This is a genomic window from Shewanella eurypsychrophilus, assembly GCF_007004545.3.
Taxonomy (GTDB): domain Bacteria; phylum Pseudomonadota; class Gammaproteobacteria; order Enterobacterales; family Shewanellaceae; genus Shewanella; species Shewanella eurypsychrophilus.
In genome coordinates, this window is sequence record NZ_CP045503.2 from 4,487,594 (window position 1) to 4,502,568 (window position 14,975).

Genomic DNA, 14,975 nt, shown 5'->3' on the forward strand with positions numbered 1-14,975 from the left:
CAAGCGTCTAAAATAAAAAAACCTCGTTTACGAGGTTTTTTTATGTCTGCAATTTGTAAACGCGCTAGTATCTTCCGATACTAGCGCCAGTTATAACGCTTTTAAATCTTAAATAAGCTAACAGCTTGCTGCAATGACTCGGCTCGAGATTTAACTTCACTGGATGCTTGAGCATTTTCATCAGCAGCTGTCGCTGAATCCTGAGCGATATCCCTAATGATCACCACATTTTTATTTACCTCTGATGCCACCATGCTCTGCTCCTCAATTGCCGCAGCTATCTGGGTGCTCATATCCATTATATTAGTCACATCGGTATTGATTTGCTGAAGCAGTGTGCCCGCAGAAGCTGCTTGCTCGGCACTTTCAGCACCTTGTTTTTGAGTCGACTCCATTAGCTGCACAATTGAGCGTGTTCTTGCTTGGAGTGTTTGAATGATACCAGCTATCTCTTCGGTAGACTCCTGGGTTCTCATCGCAAGACTTCGCACCTCGTCAGCGACCACTGCAAAACCACGTCCCTGTTCACCCGCTCTAGCAGCCTCAATAGCTGCGTTAAGGGCTAATAAGTTTGTCTGCTCGGCAATACCTCTAATCACGTCAAGTACGCTACCGATAGTTTCGCTGTCTTTCTCCAAGTCTGATACAACCTGTGCCGAACCATTCAATTGCTCAGCTAAAGACTGAATTTTCTCAATCGTCTGCTCAACACCTAGCTGGCCTTTCTGTGCATTCTCATGGGTATTACTGGCCCTATCGGCAGCAAGTTCTGTATTTTTAGCAATCTCATCAATGGTCGCCCCCATTTCGGTAATTGCGGTTGCAACCATATCAGTCTCATTGAGTTGCTGACTCACACCTTCAGAAGCTTTAGTCGCATTCATCGACAACTCACCACATGAATGGTTCATGATCTGAACCGACTCTATAACTTCATCAATCAGCTTCTGAAAACTTTCTACCATACTGTTAAAGTGCTGAGCAATTTGCCCAAGTTCATCTTCAGCAGTTGCATCACAACGTATGGTTAAATCTTTGTTTTTTTCGATATTAGAGATAGCACGGGTAATTCTTTCAACAGGATCCATGATGCTGCGAATAATATAAAAAGTAACAGCACTTAAAATAATGGCAATTAAAATAAATATCGTGATACCTAATGAAAATGCTGAATCTTCTGCATCTTGAATAGCACTGAGGGCTTGCTCTTTGAGTGTCACTGAATCGGCTTCAGCTGTGGTTATCGCGTCACGTAATGAGGCCATCTGGCCATCATCCTTGGTTAACCCTAGCGCCCTTTCTTTATTAACCAGTGCCATGAAGTCATTTTGATAACTAGACATGAGAGATGAAATTTGACTCTTTGCTGTCGCATCCAGCACTGATTGAGAAAGAATCTGCTGAAACTTTGCAATATTCCCATCAAATTTTTCGATGTAACTCATATTTCTGCGTAACATGAAATCCTTTTCGTTACGTCTCAGTTGTAACATATACACCATTAACTCAGGTTGATCGTGTTTCTTGACTAATGTTTCAACGTCTCGAACAGCTTGCCTCAATGCTCCGTATAAACCTGTTTTAGGTGTTAAACCAATCTCCTGTTGTAATTTTACCACTGACTCAAAAGATTGTTTATAGTGCTGCAGACTTTGCTCAAAACTGTCCAACGCATTCGTCGGTATATTAAAATACACAAACTTTTGTTTGAGCGTATTCATCACTGCTGCCATGTCACTTGAGTTTTGCTTATGCTTATCTAAATAGCCTAAATCAAGACGAGCAAAGAAGTCCTTCTCATCCTTTCTCAAACTTAGCACTTCATTTTCTAACTCGATAACATTATGTGCCGTTAGTGATAACTCACCCTGAACAGCACTTGAATATTGTTGCAAACCAAACATAGCAACTAAGGATATGATAGATACAGCAGCACTGAGCAGCAATTTATGACGAATGAGCATTATAGGGTTTCCTTAAAACAAGCACTCTTATAAAAATAGTCGTAAATCTCTATAAAGGTAAATAAAAATCAAGCCACAACGAAAGCGTTACACTATATTTACCCGCTATCGACCACAAAGCCAGAGATTTTAACTAATTTACATCACTTCAATCAAATTAAACCATTGCTAAATAAAGCTAATTTCAGTTAAAGACCTATTATTGTCATAAACATTACTTTATAAGTATTCAATCAGGGTATACAATATCCAAAAATAACTATGGAAAACAATATGCAGGTTATAGATGCTAAAACAGTTCATGCCATCTTAAACTTTGAGGAGCTCATCTCAGAACTCAAAGAAACATTCTCTAAACCTGCAGGCATGCCGCAACGACAAGTTTTTAATCTTGATGAAGGTTCATCTCATAGTGATGCATTTGCAGTGCTTCCCTCTTGGAATGACAAAACTATTGCAGTGAAAGCCTTTACTTACTTTCCTGATAATCCATCTAAAGATAGCGAACTTGAAAGCTTATATTCAAAAATAATGATCTTTGATCGTGCTACTGGCGCCCCACAGGCCCTTGTTGACGGCACGAGTGTCACCTATTGGCGTACAGCTGCTATCTCAGCATTAGGCAGTGAATTTTTAGCTAGAAAAGATGCCAGTAAACTGCTGGTATTTGGCACCGGTCGACTTGCATCATTTATGGCCCTTGCTCATGCTAGTGTTAGGCCTATCACTGAAATATCAATCTGGGGCAGAGATCCAAGCAAAGCGAATAAAATAGTCGACATGATCAACAAAATAAAACCCGATATAAAAGTGACTGTGTGTGATGATGTTGAAAACGCAGTTAAAGCTGCAGATATCATTAGCTGTGCAACGGGCTCACCAACACCACTTTTTAACAGCGAGTGGGTTCAGGCTGGCACCCATACTGATTTTGTGGGTAATCATAATAATGATAGACGTGAGTGCGACACCAATCTGATTTTAAAAGCATCTGTCTATGTCGATTCAAAAGTTAATGTGTTCGCTGAAGCTGGAGAAATCTTAATTCCCATTTCAGAAGGTGTTTATACGACAGATTCTGTTGTGGGGGAACTTGCTCAACTCTGTAATGGGCAAGTAAAAGGAAGAGTAAGTGATCAAGAGATCACTCTATTTAAGACTGTCGGTACAGCATTAGCAGATCTTGTTGGCGCACAATTAGTCTATTCTAAATTACAATCTTAGCAATTGCAGTCATAGCGCGAGTCAATATCAAACCTTTATACACAAGTTAATGTGGGGCTACTCAGCCCCACAGGCATCCCCCACAGATAAATCTCTTCCTTATCGTTCACTTAATCAGCTAAGTGATATACCTTTGTGGAGATTTTTTCATTTCCTTTTAAACCTTTTGCCAACTTGCCTCTGTCTAACTAGGTATCAATTCATTTTCATCATTACGTAACACAGGGAATGTTCAGTGAGTGTACAGATACAGTTCACCGAAGAGGGCCAACTTTCAGAGCCTGAACTGATAAACAAAGCGAAACTGGGAGATAAGTCGGCCTTTAAGCTGATTTATCAATTGCATCATAAACGTGTCTACGGTCTCTGTTTCAGACTTGCTGGTCAAGCAGAGCTTGCAGAAGAGGCAACTCAGGATACATTCATTCGTTTATGGCAGAAACTCCCCCTGTTTAACGGCGACAGCCAATTCTCAACATGGTTACACAGCCTTACAGTCAATCAGGCATTGACCTGTATCAAGAAGCATAAAAGTTTTTGGGCAAGATTTTTACCCATCACAGAGCATACTGACTTGGGTTATACCAACTTCGAATATGAACTACTGGATAAACTACTGCTAAATCTTCCTGAGCGGGCGAGGCTAGTATATGTATTATTCGAAATCGAAGGTTACAAACACCATGAGATAGCTAAGTTGCTAAACATAGCTTCTGGTACAAGCAAGGCACAGCTTCATCGTGCTAAAAAATTATTGCAGGAGATGATCTAATGAAAAATCAACAACAAGACTTAGAGCATTTGGTTTCACATTTATCAAAAGAACTCTCACCGCAGCAGGATCTCTGGCACAAAATAGAAAGCCGCTTAAATGTGCCTGTGGAAGAAGCCCCAAAATATAGCGAAATACACAACAGTAAACGCACCTTGCAGCTACTCGGTGCTGCCTCTGCAATGCTACTTGCCGTATTAATCGGTACTCAGCTACCTAAATCAGTACTTCCACCTGTAGAGCATCTCGCATTAATCACCACTATGGATGACATTCGATTAGCCCATCAACACCAGGTCTCAGAGCTAAAAAAGATTGACCAACTTATCAACTGGCAAACGAGTCCTTATAGCACTCCGGTAGAAACGGGAATCGAGCAATTAAGGCAAGCAGCACAAATGATATATCAAACATTGAAACAAAATCCTACCAATAGACAATTGTGGCAACTGTGGCTTTGGACACAACAAAGGGAAATTGAACTACTAAGACAAGGCCAAAAACTGCCTATTAAGCAACACTCACAAGGAGAGACCATATGAACAAGATAAAGTTGAGTCATTACTTACTCATTCCATTATTGCTTTTGAGTCATTTAACGTTGGCCGCACAAAGTATCGACAAGCAAATTAAAGTCTCTGGTGAACTTAGACTCAATGTCAAAGTGTTGAGAGGCGAAATCAAAATCAGAAGTTGGGATAAGCAAGAGATCAGCGTTCAAGGCACCTTAGACGAGCTCAGTGAGGGGTTTATTTTAGAACAGCAAGGGAATTCATTCACATTGGAAGATAAGATGCCACGACAATTCAGCGGAAAGAACAAAGATGGCTCATCACTGACCATTTTAGTTCCTAAAAGCCTCACTTTAAATGCTGAAGGAATATCATCGAATTATTATTTGTCCTCATTAGAAGGCGATGTCAGCGTTAATTCCGTCAGCGGTGATATTCAAGCAAAAGATGTAAAACGGTATGTGCTGCTCCACACAATTTCAGGTGATATCAATGTTTCAGAATTATATGGAAAAGTAAAATTAGACACTGTATCTGGCAGTATCAAGGACAAAAATAGTCATGGTGAAGTCAGCTATAAGTCGGTCAGTGGTAACATAGATGCAGAGTCTAATGCCACAAGCGTGTCAATTGAACAGATCTCAGGTGACGGTAAAGTTAAGCTACAACAACTCGATAATTTACAAGTTCGTAGCATCAGCGGCGATATAGAAGTTTCTTTTACAGCACTAAAATCCATGGCTAACTTGGAGAGTGTCAGTGGTGATATAAAAATTAAAATGCCTCAAATAATCAATGCTAGGTTCAATCTAAATGGTGGCCCGGGAGGAAAAATCCACAATCAATATAGTGATGATGTACCGACTAAAGAAAAGTACTCACCCACTTCATATCTAAAATTTCAAAGCGGTGAGCCAGAGGCAGATATCAACATCAACACCATAAGTGGCGATATTAAGCTGGTTAAAAGGATGTAGGCTAAAGATCTTCGATATGCTAGTTAGGGCCTGCAATTGAGGCCCTATTTCATCTGATAATGGTTAAACCGAAGCCACTTCCTCTGCGGTAAGATGGCGCCACTCACCAGGCTCTAGATCATCATCAAGGGTAATTTGACCGACACTTTCTCTGTGCAGTCCCACCACTTTATAGCCCACTGCGGCAAACATACGTTTAACCTGATGATATTTACCTTCAGTGATCGTTAAACGTGCTGTGTGGGAGTCAATAATTTCAAGTATCGCAGGCTTGGTCAGTCCATCTTCACTTTTGAGCTGAATTCCTTGCGCAAACGTGTCAATTAATGCCGCATCAAGTTCATCGTCCAATGTCACTAAGTAGCACTTACCGCAATCTTTCTTAGGTGAAGTAATTTTATGCGACCACTGTCCATCGGTCGTGATCAACACTAGACCCGTGGTATCGATATCGAGTCGCCCAGCGATGTGAAGATCATCTGGCTTTTCGATATCAAGCAAGTCGATCACAGTCGGATGTACTTCATCAAACGTCGCGCAGATAGTTTCAGCAGGTTTATTGAGCATCAAAAAGCGTGGGCCAACCACCGAGATAATATCTCCGGCTAAACGAACAACTTGGCCCTCTTTCACTTTAAAACTTGAGTTTTTAATGACTTCCCCATCACAGGTAACATCACCTTTATGTAACGCTTTCTTTGCTAAAGAGCGAGTTAGCTCGGTCGATTCACAGATAAATTTGTCTAAACGCACTTAGGTTTCTCAAGTTCTAAAATAAAGTGACGCCATTATGAAGATCTCTGCAGTAAAGGGCAAAACTTTAACGACCCTTGTTGATATAAACCCGGCATTATCCCTGATTGTATTAATGATGATCTAGTCAATTTTTAAACTTCTCGCTACAGTTTACGCAAGAGGAAACCTTTACTTACATATGTTGGCCGCTATCTTTGCCTCTATCTTCACTGCGCACCTTGTTTACACTAAGCAATTAGATTTAACATGTGTGTCGATTCGTCATCTATTATCGAAATCGTGATCACTGGGGATTTAGCCGTCAATAGGTAATATTTTCTCGGCAACCAAGGTCAGTGAGCACCGCAATACAGTAAAAAACAACACCAGTTAGTTGTATAAATATAAATGACCCAATAATGGGCAATAAAGGATACAGCATGAAGAAAGTACTCGTTGGAGGCTTATGTGCCTCACTCATTGTAGGCCTTGCGGCATGCAATAATAAGGAAGCAGAAGTAAAAGCTCCGGACACAAGCAAAACTGAAACTGCCGTCGCCGTTGAGAAGGCTTTAACTTCTGGTATTGATTTTGCGAACTTCGATAAATCAGTTCGTCCCCAAGACGACTTCTACGGTTACGTAAACGGTACTTGGCTAAAAGAGACTGTTATTCCAAGTGATAGAACCAGCACTGGCGCATTCTATGATTTACGTGAAAAGTCGCGTGATGATGTAAAAGCAATTATCGAAGAGGTCGCCGCAACGCCTAACCTTACAGCTGGTAGCGATGAGCAAAAAGTGGCTGATCTTTATCGTTCATTTATGGACACAGACACACTCAACCAACTCGGTACGGCTCCTATTCAAGCTGAACTGGATAAAATTGATGCCCTTAAAACTAAGGCCGATCTGGTTAGCTATTTCGCTCACAGCCAAATAATCGGCAGTGGTACGCCACTCGCTTTCTACATTGATGTAGATGCAAAAAACTCAAGCCGCTACGCCACACATATCTGGCAATATGGCTTAAGCCTTCCAGAGAAAGATTACTACTTCAACGATGGTGAGCGTTTCGTTAATATTCGTAAAGCCTATGTTGAACACATAGAGAAAATGTTTGCCCTAGCCGGTTTTAAAAACCCTAAAGCCAGTGCTGAGCATATTTTAGCGCTGGAAACCGCGATAGCCAGCAGACATTGGGATGTGGTAGAAACTCGCGATAGCACTAAAACTTATAACCTTTATCAAGTTAAAGATTTAGCCACTTTAGCGCCAGATATCGACTGGACAGGTTACCTAACAACATTAGGCGTCCAAGATCACAAAGATATCATCATTAACCAGCCAAGCTTTATCGAAGGCTTCAATGAAGTCCTAAAAGCCAACGAGCTTTCGACCTGGCAAACCTATATGAAGTGGCAATTACTAACTCATTTTGCTGGTGAAATGACTGGAAAACTCGATCACGAAAACTTTGAGTTTTTCTCAAAAACACTTAATGGTCAGGCTGAGCAAGAGCCTCGTTGGAAGCGTGGTGTAAGCACAGTCAACAGCGTACTGGGTGAAGTTGTCGGTAAAGTTTACGTTAAGCGTCACTTTGCACCAGAAGCCAAAGATCGCATGCAGATTCTGGTTGAAAATTTACGTGGCGCTTATGGTACCAGTATCGACAACTTAGAGTGGATGAGCGCCGGCACTAAGGTCGCAGCAAAAGACAAGTTGGCCAAATTTGATCCTAAAATTGGTTACCCAGATAGATGGGAAGACTATTCTAAGCTGACAATTAAGGCCGATGACCTTATCGGTAACAACATTCGTGCTAATGAGCTCGGTCATGAAAAAGAGCTTGAAAAGTTAGCAGGAGCAATCCGTAAGTGGGAATGGCACATGACACCACAGACGGTGAATGCCTACTACAACCCAACCATGAACGAGATCGTATTCCCAGCAGCCATTTTGCAGCCTCCATTCTTTAATATGCAAGCCGATGATGCAGTTAACTACGGTGGTATTGGTGCAGTTATCGGACATGAGATGGGCCATGGTTTTGATGACCAAGGGGCTAAGTTTGATGGCGAAGGCAACATGCGTGATTGGTGGACCGAACAAGACCTATCTGAATTTGCTACTCGCGGTAACGCATTAGTTGCACAATATGATGGTTATGCCGTATTTGACGATCTTAATGTAAATGGTGAACTGACCCTAGGTGAGAACATTGGTGATTTATCAGGTGTGACTATCGCTTATAAGGCATACAAGAAATCACTTAACGGTAAAGAAGCACCGGTTATCGATGGCCTGACTGGGGATGAGCGTTTCTTCATCGGTTTCACTCAGATCTGGCGCGCTAAGATCAAAGAAGAGTCTATGCGTAACCGTGTAGCAACCGATCCACATTCACCCGCTAAGTTCCGTTCGCTGGGCGCACTGTCCAACATGCCTCAGTTTTACACCACCTTTGACGTGAAGGAAGGCGATGCTATGTACATAGCGCCCGAAAAACGTGTAAAAATCTGGTAATTTACAAATAGTTTTTTATCTTTAAAAAGAGCGCTTTAAGCGCTCTTTTTTTATGCTTGTAAAATTATGAATGGATAATGAACAAAAGTTAATTTGCCGTTCAGCATAGATTAAGCACTTGGGGCATAGATTGGAGGCATCGTTTAGTTTTACTTCGTTTTTCTTTCAGGTAATGGAGCTAATTTGATGTTGATAAATAGTATGAATCGCTTATTCCGCACCTTCTTTATTTTCCTTCTTCTTCTGTCCACCCGGACAGGCTTTGCTGCCACCAACGACATTCAAACTAGCGTTAAAGAGAAGAGTGATAGCTATGCAGTTCGTCAAGCATTAAGTAAAAATCTTGCAGGCCTCACCTCAATAAGCAGTCAACAATACCAAGTTCCTAGGCAAACTAGCAGTGATTTAGATAGTCTATATAGCCAGGCTCAAGACGCACAACAAGAACTCAGTAACATCCTTAATGCAGTATCCTCTGAAAACTCACTAGAGATTCTGCTTCCCCCAATTAAAAGCTACAATAGAGCCGCAAGCAAGGTAGCCCATAAGCTTAATGGCGATGCCAGTCAGCTAACTGACCTTGCCAGAGCAAGCCTAGTAGCAGATAGCATCTATGATCTCGTTCATGCCTATGAAACATTAAGTACACAAAGCCAAATAATTAAGGTCAAAAACCGTTTCGCATCACCTAAGCAATCAGGTTATCGAGATCTCAATGTACTCATTAAATTGCCAAAATCTCAAATGATTGTAGAGGTGCAACTTCACCTCAGCGAGATTGCCAATATTAAGAATGGTGCTGAACATAAAGTCTATGAACAGATCCAAGCCATAGAAACCTTAGCCAAGAATGAAAGCAGAGACCTCAACGACATAGAGCAAGCCCGGATCACCCAACTTCGCCAAGTGTCCCATAAGCAGTACCACAAAGCCTGGTTACAATATAAACGTATCGATAACGCGGCCCTGATAACAGCGTCGGTGGCCTAACCCCTAACAAAAACCATTCAGAGCATATATAATGCCCCTATAAATAGATAACAGCGAACAGACGATGCACGAAATCATAGAGCAACTTCAGGAATTGAGTGAAACCGTTCCTATCCCTTTAGAACTGCCTACATTTGAACAAATTGTAGTCGTCGAAGAGGAAATTTTAATGCCTCTTCCTGCCGAGCTAAAGGAGTATTTACTCTATGCCAGCAATGTCATTTACGGGACGCTAGAGCCGGTAACCGCCAGTGATCCCTATTCCCACACTTACCTTGCCGAAGTGACGGCTTATGCTTGGTCAATTGGCATGTCACGAGAATATGTGCCGATTTGCCAACAAGGAGACAGCTTCTATTGCATCGATCAGGAGGGGCAAGTCATGCTCTGGAGTGATGATGATGATCCTGAGGGTGAGGGTGAGTTCTGGGAGTCCTTCTGGCAATGGGCTGAAGAGGTCTGGTTAAAGAGTTAACTCCTAGGTTCTAGCACAGCATATTTATCTATTCGAGCACGACTTTCTAAACACTAGTTTCCGAGTACTACATAGTGCGAAAGGTCTCGTATAGACATCCAAATTTGGAACAATCATGTCAAAGAATACCGGCTTAAACGCCATAGAAATGAAGTTTTTACGCCTATCTCTGGGTATCACGCCAGCTCAAGTGGCAGAGTTAAGCAAGTCTACCGAAGCAGATGTTATGGCTTGGGAAACGGGAGAAAAACCTGTATTGGGTCTTGCTGCAAAGAAACTACTAGAGATAGACGAGATCATCGAAATGCAGGTACTTAATACTTGTGATGGCATCGAAGCGTTATTTAGTAAAGAGCCTAAGCGTCAACTTAGTTTTGTCGTCTACTCAAATCAGGCTAGTTACGCCCAATACAACCCTGAATTTGTCGGTTCATTACCCTTGAGCGAGCTATATAACACTGCGGCTTGGCGGATAAAAAAAGAATGTAAATTAGTTCTCGAAGTTGAAGTTAGCTTAGTGGCACTCGATGTCGAAGCATACAAGGCTTACCGTGAAAAAGAAGGCTTGAAAGAAAGCCGTGAGATCCGTGCTAAGTGGGCTGCGACACAGCTTTAAGTTCGAGGTTCGAGGTTCGAGGTTCGAGGTTCGAGGTTCGAGGTTCGAAAAGAATAAATGAAAAAGCATCTACTATTTACTCATTATTGATGCTTTTTTCATTTAAATATTCAACAGTTCTACTCGGCCCCTGCCATCTCTTTCTCAAGCGCTCTGCTCATCGCAGGACGAGCGGTAACTCTATCCCTGTAAGCTGCAAGCTTAGGCGGAATATCTTGCTCAAAACGAGTCGCCCACAGTAAAGTATGCGCTAACAAAATATCGGCAACACTTAACTCATCACCAAGTAAGAAATCACTTTCAGGTAACCAGTTTTCGGCCAGTTCAGCCGCTTTATCAAACTCCCACTTAGCCACTGCAAACATGCTTTGTTGGCGTATCTCTTCGGGCAGTGCAAACTTGTGTTTACCTATGGTCCATAATGGCTGCTCAAGCTCACAAATGATGAAGCTCACCCATTTATGATGCAAAGCAGATGCATCACTAGCTGGGGCAGGCAGTAGTTTTCGATCGCCATACTTTTCAGCTAAAAATAAAATAATCGCCGCCGATTCAGTGAGCACTAAGTCACCATCAACTAATGCAGGTACTTTACCGCAGGGATTCACAGCAAGAAAATCAGGGCTACGGCTATCGCCTTTAGCAAAATTAATATATTGATACTGCCAATCCAGCCCTAGCTCCTCTAAAGTCCATGACACACGCAGTGAACGACTCCGGGGCACTCCATATAACTTAATCATTTTCACTCCCATTAATGACACGCTGATAAAAAGGTTACACCTAATACTCATAGGTATAGAAGATGTAGCCCCTAACAATATACTCAAATTAGCTGAACTTTACAGATTAAAAATTCATCGTTATCTTAATATAAACATATCGACCCAGGGGGTTATGAACCGCCTTCGCATAACCATAGAGATCATAATCGCAGTCACCAATGGCAAATGATGCTTCTTCATCAAACATGTTTTTCATCCCAACACTTATACCTGAACATGTCGTTGAAACGATAAGAGCCAGACATCTTTGACTAGGTCTCCAACTGGAGGAATAGCATGTCAGGTTTGGATCAAATGACCTTATCTTCGACGCTCACCATACTAAAAATGAAAAAGTGAATATTGTTGCGGTTTTATCTAAGCCATTTAACCGCAAAGAATTTAAGCAGCTTCTGTCTACTCATCTTCCTCGACAACTAAATAAGTGATTAAGCTAACCAGTGAAGCTTTCTATTAGCAATTATCATTTAATCTAAAAAACCTTTTAATTTCCATCCTATGCATGTCATATTCTACGGTCGCATATTTGATCGACGCTCATGATAGGGCTCATTAAATATGTAGCATAGCAGCGTAATTTAAAGGTATAGGGAAATGGAGTAGGTGATCAAAATATGAGTGCTGTGAATAAAGTTCAAATAGCTTCAGATGCAGAAAATAATAAAAACTTAGATGGCATTCTACATCGACTTAAACACTTATTCAGTGCTATAGGCCCAGGTCTATTAATGGCCGCTGCGGCCATAGGAGCTTCTCACCTTGTGGCCTCAACACGGGCCGGCGCCGAATTTGGCTGGCAACTTGCCTGGGTTATTTTAGCGGTTAATCTACTGAAGTACCCCTTCTTTGCAGCAGGAGCAAGATACACTGCAGCAACAGGAGAGAGCTTACTTCACGGTTATCAAAGACAGGGAAGAGGCTATCTTTTGCTTTTTACTTGTCTAAATACCATCGCCGCAGTCGCCAGCACAGCCGGTGTTGCTATGCTAACCGCCGCCATGCTGACCCTGTTTGTGCCTCTTTCTATCGATCTTCTCGCACTGATCGTTTTGTTATCTAGCCTCGCCCTACTCATCTTCGGTCATTACGCCCTACTGGATAAGCTCACTAAAGTCATCATGTTGTGCCTAACTACCACAACGCTTATTGCTGTCGCCTTGGCTTTTAATGCTCCGCCAATAGTCAACCCGGACTTCATCTCTCAATCACCCTGGCAATGGAGCTATATCGGCTTTCTTGTCGCTATGATGGGATGGATGCCCGCGCCCATTGAAGTCAGCGCATGGAATTCACTCTGGTTATTAGAGAAGAAAAAGACGGTTCAAGTAACCAAACAACAAGCCATCTTCGATTTTAATTTTGGCTACCTAACCACTGCGATACTGGCTATTGTATTCTTAGCCCTCGGCGCACTGGTGATGCATGGTAGTGGCGAGCATTTTTCAGCTTCTGGAGTCCAGTTTTCCAGTCAGTTGATAAACCTCTACAGCCAAGTATTAGGTAGTGAGGCGCGTTACCTAATCGGGATCGTTGCTCTTTTATGTATCTTCAGCACCACAGTCACTGTCATCGATGGCTATAGCCGTACACTCAATATGGGCTGGCATTTACTCGGCAATAAACAAGCCTCAGAAAAAAGCCTAGTCTTAGTCATGTTAGGTGTCAGTGCGATAGGATTGGCCATTATCTTGTTCTTTAAAGGCACGCTGCTACCGCTACTCGAATTTGTGATGATACTCGCCTTTATGACGACAGTGATTTTTGCCTGGCTTAACTATCGATTAATGACGAGTTCAACTTTAGCTGAGTCTGACCGCTACGGTTGGAAAATGAAGTGCCTGTCCATGGTAGGAATGACATATCTCATAGGCTTTGCTTTGCTCTACTCTTTATCTATTGGATGATGACAAAATAAGGAAATATATTATGACATTAAGAAGCATATTTTCTGCCCGCCGAGTAACCAAGAAGGGTATCGGTATGTTAGCGAGTTTATTACTTAGCCTGCTAGCTAGCCAGAACGCTTTTGCTGAATTTCCCTCCCCAAAGGATGAGCAGGAAAATAAACAAGCAACCACGAATACGAAGTCTGTTGAACAAATTCAGAGCATTGAAGTTGCAATCAAGAATGCCATAGATAAATCACTGCAACCCTTTAGTGGCAGCGTACTATTATTTCAAAATGGCAGACCTTTACTCAGTTTGAATAAAGGTAGAGGGGTTAATCAAAGAACCAGCTTCGTCATCGCCTCACTCTCCAAACAGATAACGGCCACACTCGTTTTACGTGCTGTTGATGCTGGCAACTTAGACTTAAATAACTCTCTCAATAGCTACTTGTTTGCAAACTCAAATGTATATGATCAAAACCAGCAAAATGAGACTGAAGAGAGCGAAGATTTTGATGCGAAATTTGAAACAGTGACACAAGAAGAAGACATCACCGAAACAGTTATAAACCCGGCAACAAATGAAATTAATGAACAAGAATTAACTGAATCTGCGAGTAAACAGCAGACTAACTGCCAACCTAGCCCCTCGACCATCTACGGCATAGATACAGAACTACAACAGACACATAGCCAGTTTAACCCCAAAAGGTACAATGAAAACATCACCCTACACCACCTTCTTAGCCATACATCTGGTGTAGATAAACTGGGTAGACCTAACCTTTTCGAACCAGGCAGTCAATTTTCGTACTCCAATTTAGGTTACTCCCTATTGGCTGAAGTGCTTGAACAGGTTAATCAGCAAAGCTTTGCACAGCAGCTCGCCGTGTTTTCACAGGCTAATGGTTTAGGCGGCCTTTACGCGGAGGTTGGCACCATAGACAATATTCGCCAGCGAGCCCCTTCCCTCGCAATCGGGCTCAATGAAGCGGGCAATACATTAACGCCATCGGGTCTGGAGATAACACCATCTTTACTCCCCGCTGGCGGACTCATTTCGACCGTCAAAGCCTTCGCAACCTTTCAGCAGAAACTGCACTCAGGTAAGTTGATGACCCCTCATAGTTATGAGCTAATGACCCGCTCCCATACCGGCATTAAATTTCTTTGGCCCGACATGAGCTATGGATATGGCTTGAGGATCAACAGAGAAGATAACATCACTGAATATAGCCACACGGGTTATCTCGCTGGTTACATGTCGATGACGCTGCATTATCCTGAATTCAATATGGATCTTGTCATGCTAGAAAATATCTCATTGAGCCTCAATGATCTCGACCGAGTGTTTGAACTGCATAACAAGATACGATCAATCATTAGACAGTCCCTCATTCACAGAAAAAGCCTTGAGAGTAAAAGCTCATAAACAAAATGGCTAGGATCAGGTTTACAAATTAAACCCGGGATCAGAGTAAAACTCAGCTATAATGGCCACCACAAGATCC

At 42.1% G+C, this 14,975-nt stretch carries 13 protein-coding genes and 1 pseudogene; 10 read left to right on the forward strand and 4 right to left on the reverse strand.

Annotation, left to right across the window (positions count from 1 at the left end):
* Positions 1 to 101: 101 nt before the first annotated feature.
* Positions 102 to 1,964, reverse strand: a complete 1,863-nt coding sequence (locus FM038_RS19200) for a methyl-accepting chemotaxis protein (protein WP_142871652.1) — start codon at positions 1,962 to 1,964, stop codon at positions 102 to 104.
* Between the two features lie 273 nt (positions 1,965 to 2,237).
* Between FM038_RS19200 and lhpI the strand changes: the two genes are divergently transcribed.
* From lhpI to FM038_RS19220, 4 genes are all read left to right on the forward strand, one after another.
* Entirely contained in the window at positions 2,238 to 3,188 is a 951-nt protein-coding gene (lhpI, locus tag FM038_RS19205; RefSeq protein ID WP_142871651.1) for a bifunctional Delta(1)-pyrroline-2-carboxylate/Delta(1)-piperideine-2-carboxylate reductase, read from the forward strand.
* Between the two features lie 235 nt (positions 3,189 to 3,423).
* Complete coding sequence (locus tag FM038_RS19210) at positions 3,424 to 3,960, forward strand: RNA polymerase sigma factor (RefSeq protein ID WP_142871650.1); 537 nt, start codon at positions 3,424 to 3,426, stop codon at positions 3,958 to 3,960.
* Entirely contained in the window at positions 3,960 to 4,502 is a 543-nt protein-coding gene (locus tag FM038_RS19215) for a hypothetical protein (RefSeq protein ID WP_142871649.1), read from the forward strand. Before FM038_RS19210 ends, FM038_RS19215 begins: the two co-directional genes overlap by 1 nt.
* Positions 4,499 to 5,449: a DUF4097 family beta strand repeat-containing protein gene (locus FM038_RS19220; protein ID WP_142871648.1), complete on the forward strand. Its 951-nt coding sequence runs from the start codon at positions 4,499 to 4,501 to the stop codon at positions 5,447 to 5,449. Before FM038_RS19215 ends, FM038_RS19220 begins: the two co-directional genes overlap by 4 nt.
* A 63-nt stretch (positions 5,450 to 5,512) precedes the next feature.
* Here FM038_RS19220 and rsuA read toward each other — a convergent pair whose 3' ends face one another.
* Positions 5,513 to 6,202 (reverse strand): 16S rRNA pseudouridine(516) synthase RsuA, encoded by a 690-nt coding sequence (gene rsuA, locus FM038_RS19225; protein ID WP_142871647.1) that lies wholly within the window; start codon positions 6,200 to 6,202, stop codon positions 5,513 to 5,515.
* Between the two features lie 422 nt (positions 6,203 to 6,624).
* On the opposite strand from rsuA, the gene FM038_RS19230 reads away from it, so the two are divergent.
* The 4 genes from FM038_RS19230 (at position 6,625) to FM038_RS19245 (ending at position 10,790) form a co-directional block, all read left to right on the forward strand.
* Positions 6,625 to 8,709: a M13 family metallopeptidase gene (locus tag FM038_RS19230; protein ID WP_142871646.1), complete on the forward strand. Its 2,085-nt coding sequence runs from the start codon at positions 6,625 to 6,627 to the stop codon at positions 8,707 to 8,709.
* 201 nt (positions 8,710 to 8,910) lie between these two features.
* A complete protein-coding gene (locus FM038_RS19235; RefSeq protein WP_185965733.1) occupies positions 8,911 to 9,699 on the forward strand; it encodes a RelA/SpoT domain-containing protein in 789 nt (262 codons plus the stop codon).
* Positions 9,700 to 9,763: 64 nt separating this feature from the next.
* On the forward strand, positions 9,764 to 10,174 hold the full coding sequence (locus FM038_RS19240) for an SMI1/KNR4 family protein (protein WP_142871644.1): 411 nt from the start codon (positions 9,764 to 9,766) through the stop codon (positions 10,172 to 10,174).
* 115 nt (positions 10,175 to 10,289) lie between these two features.
* Positions 10,290 to 10,790 (forward strand): DUF4447 family protein, encoded by a 501-nt coding sequence (locus tag FM038_RS19245; RefSeq protein WP_142871643.1) that lies wholly within the window; start codon positions 10,290 to 10,292, stop codon positions 10,788 to 10,790.
* Between the two features lie 119 nt (positions 10,791 to 10,909).
* On the opposite strand, the gene FM038_RS19250 is transcribed toward FM038_RS19245, so the two are convergent.
* Together FM038_RS19250 and FM038_RS19255 are read right to left on the reverse strand one after the other, a co-directional pair.
* Positions 10,910 to 11,533 (reverse strand): glutathione S-transferase family protein, encoded by a 624-nt coding sequence (locus FM038_RS19250; protein ID WP_142871642.1) that lies wholly within the window; start codon positions 11,531 to 11,533, stop codon positions 10,910 to 10,912.
* A gap of 106 nt (positions 11,534 to 11,639) precedes the next feature.
* Positions 11,640 to 11,820: pseudogene (locus FM038_RS19255) on the reverse strand (hypothetical protein); the annotation flags it as partial.
* Positions 11,821 to 12,303: 483 nt separating this feature from the next.
* On the opposite strand from FM038_RS19255, the gene FM038_RS19260 reads away from it, so the two are divergent.
* Positions 12,304 to 13,479 (forward strand): NRAMP family divalent metal transporter, encoded by a 1,176-nt coding sequence (locus FM038_RS19260; protein ID WP_419555652.1) that lies wholly within the window; start codon positions 12,304 to 12,306, stop codon positions 13,477 to 13,479.
* Between the two features lie 22 nt (positions 13,480 to 13,501).
* On the forward strand, positions 13,502 to 14,896 hold the full coding sequence (locus FM038_RS19265) for a serine hydrolase domain-containing protein (RefSeq protein ID WP_223292908.1): 1,395 nt from the start codon (positions 13,502 to 13,504) through the stop codon (positions 14,894 to 14,896).
* Positions 14,897 to 14,975 lie beyond the last annotated feature (79 nt).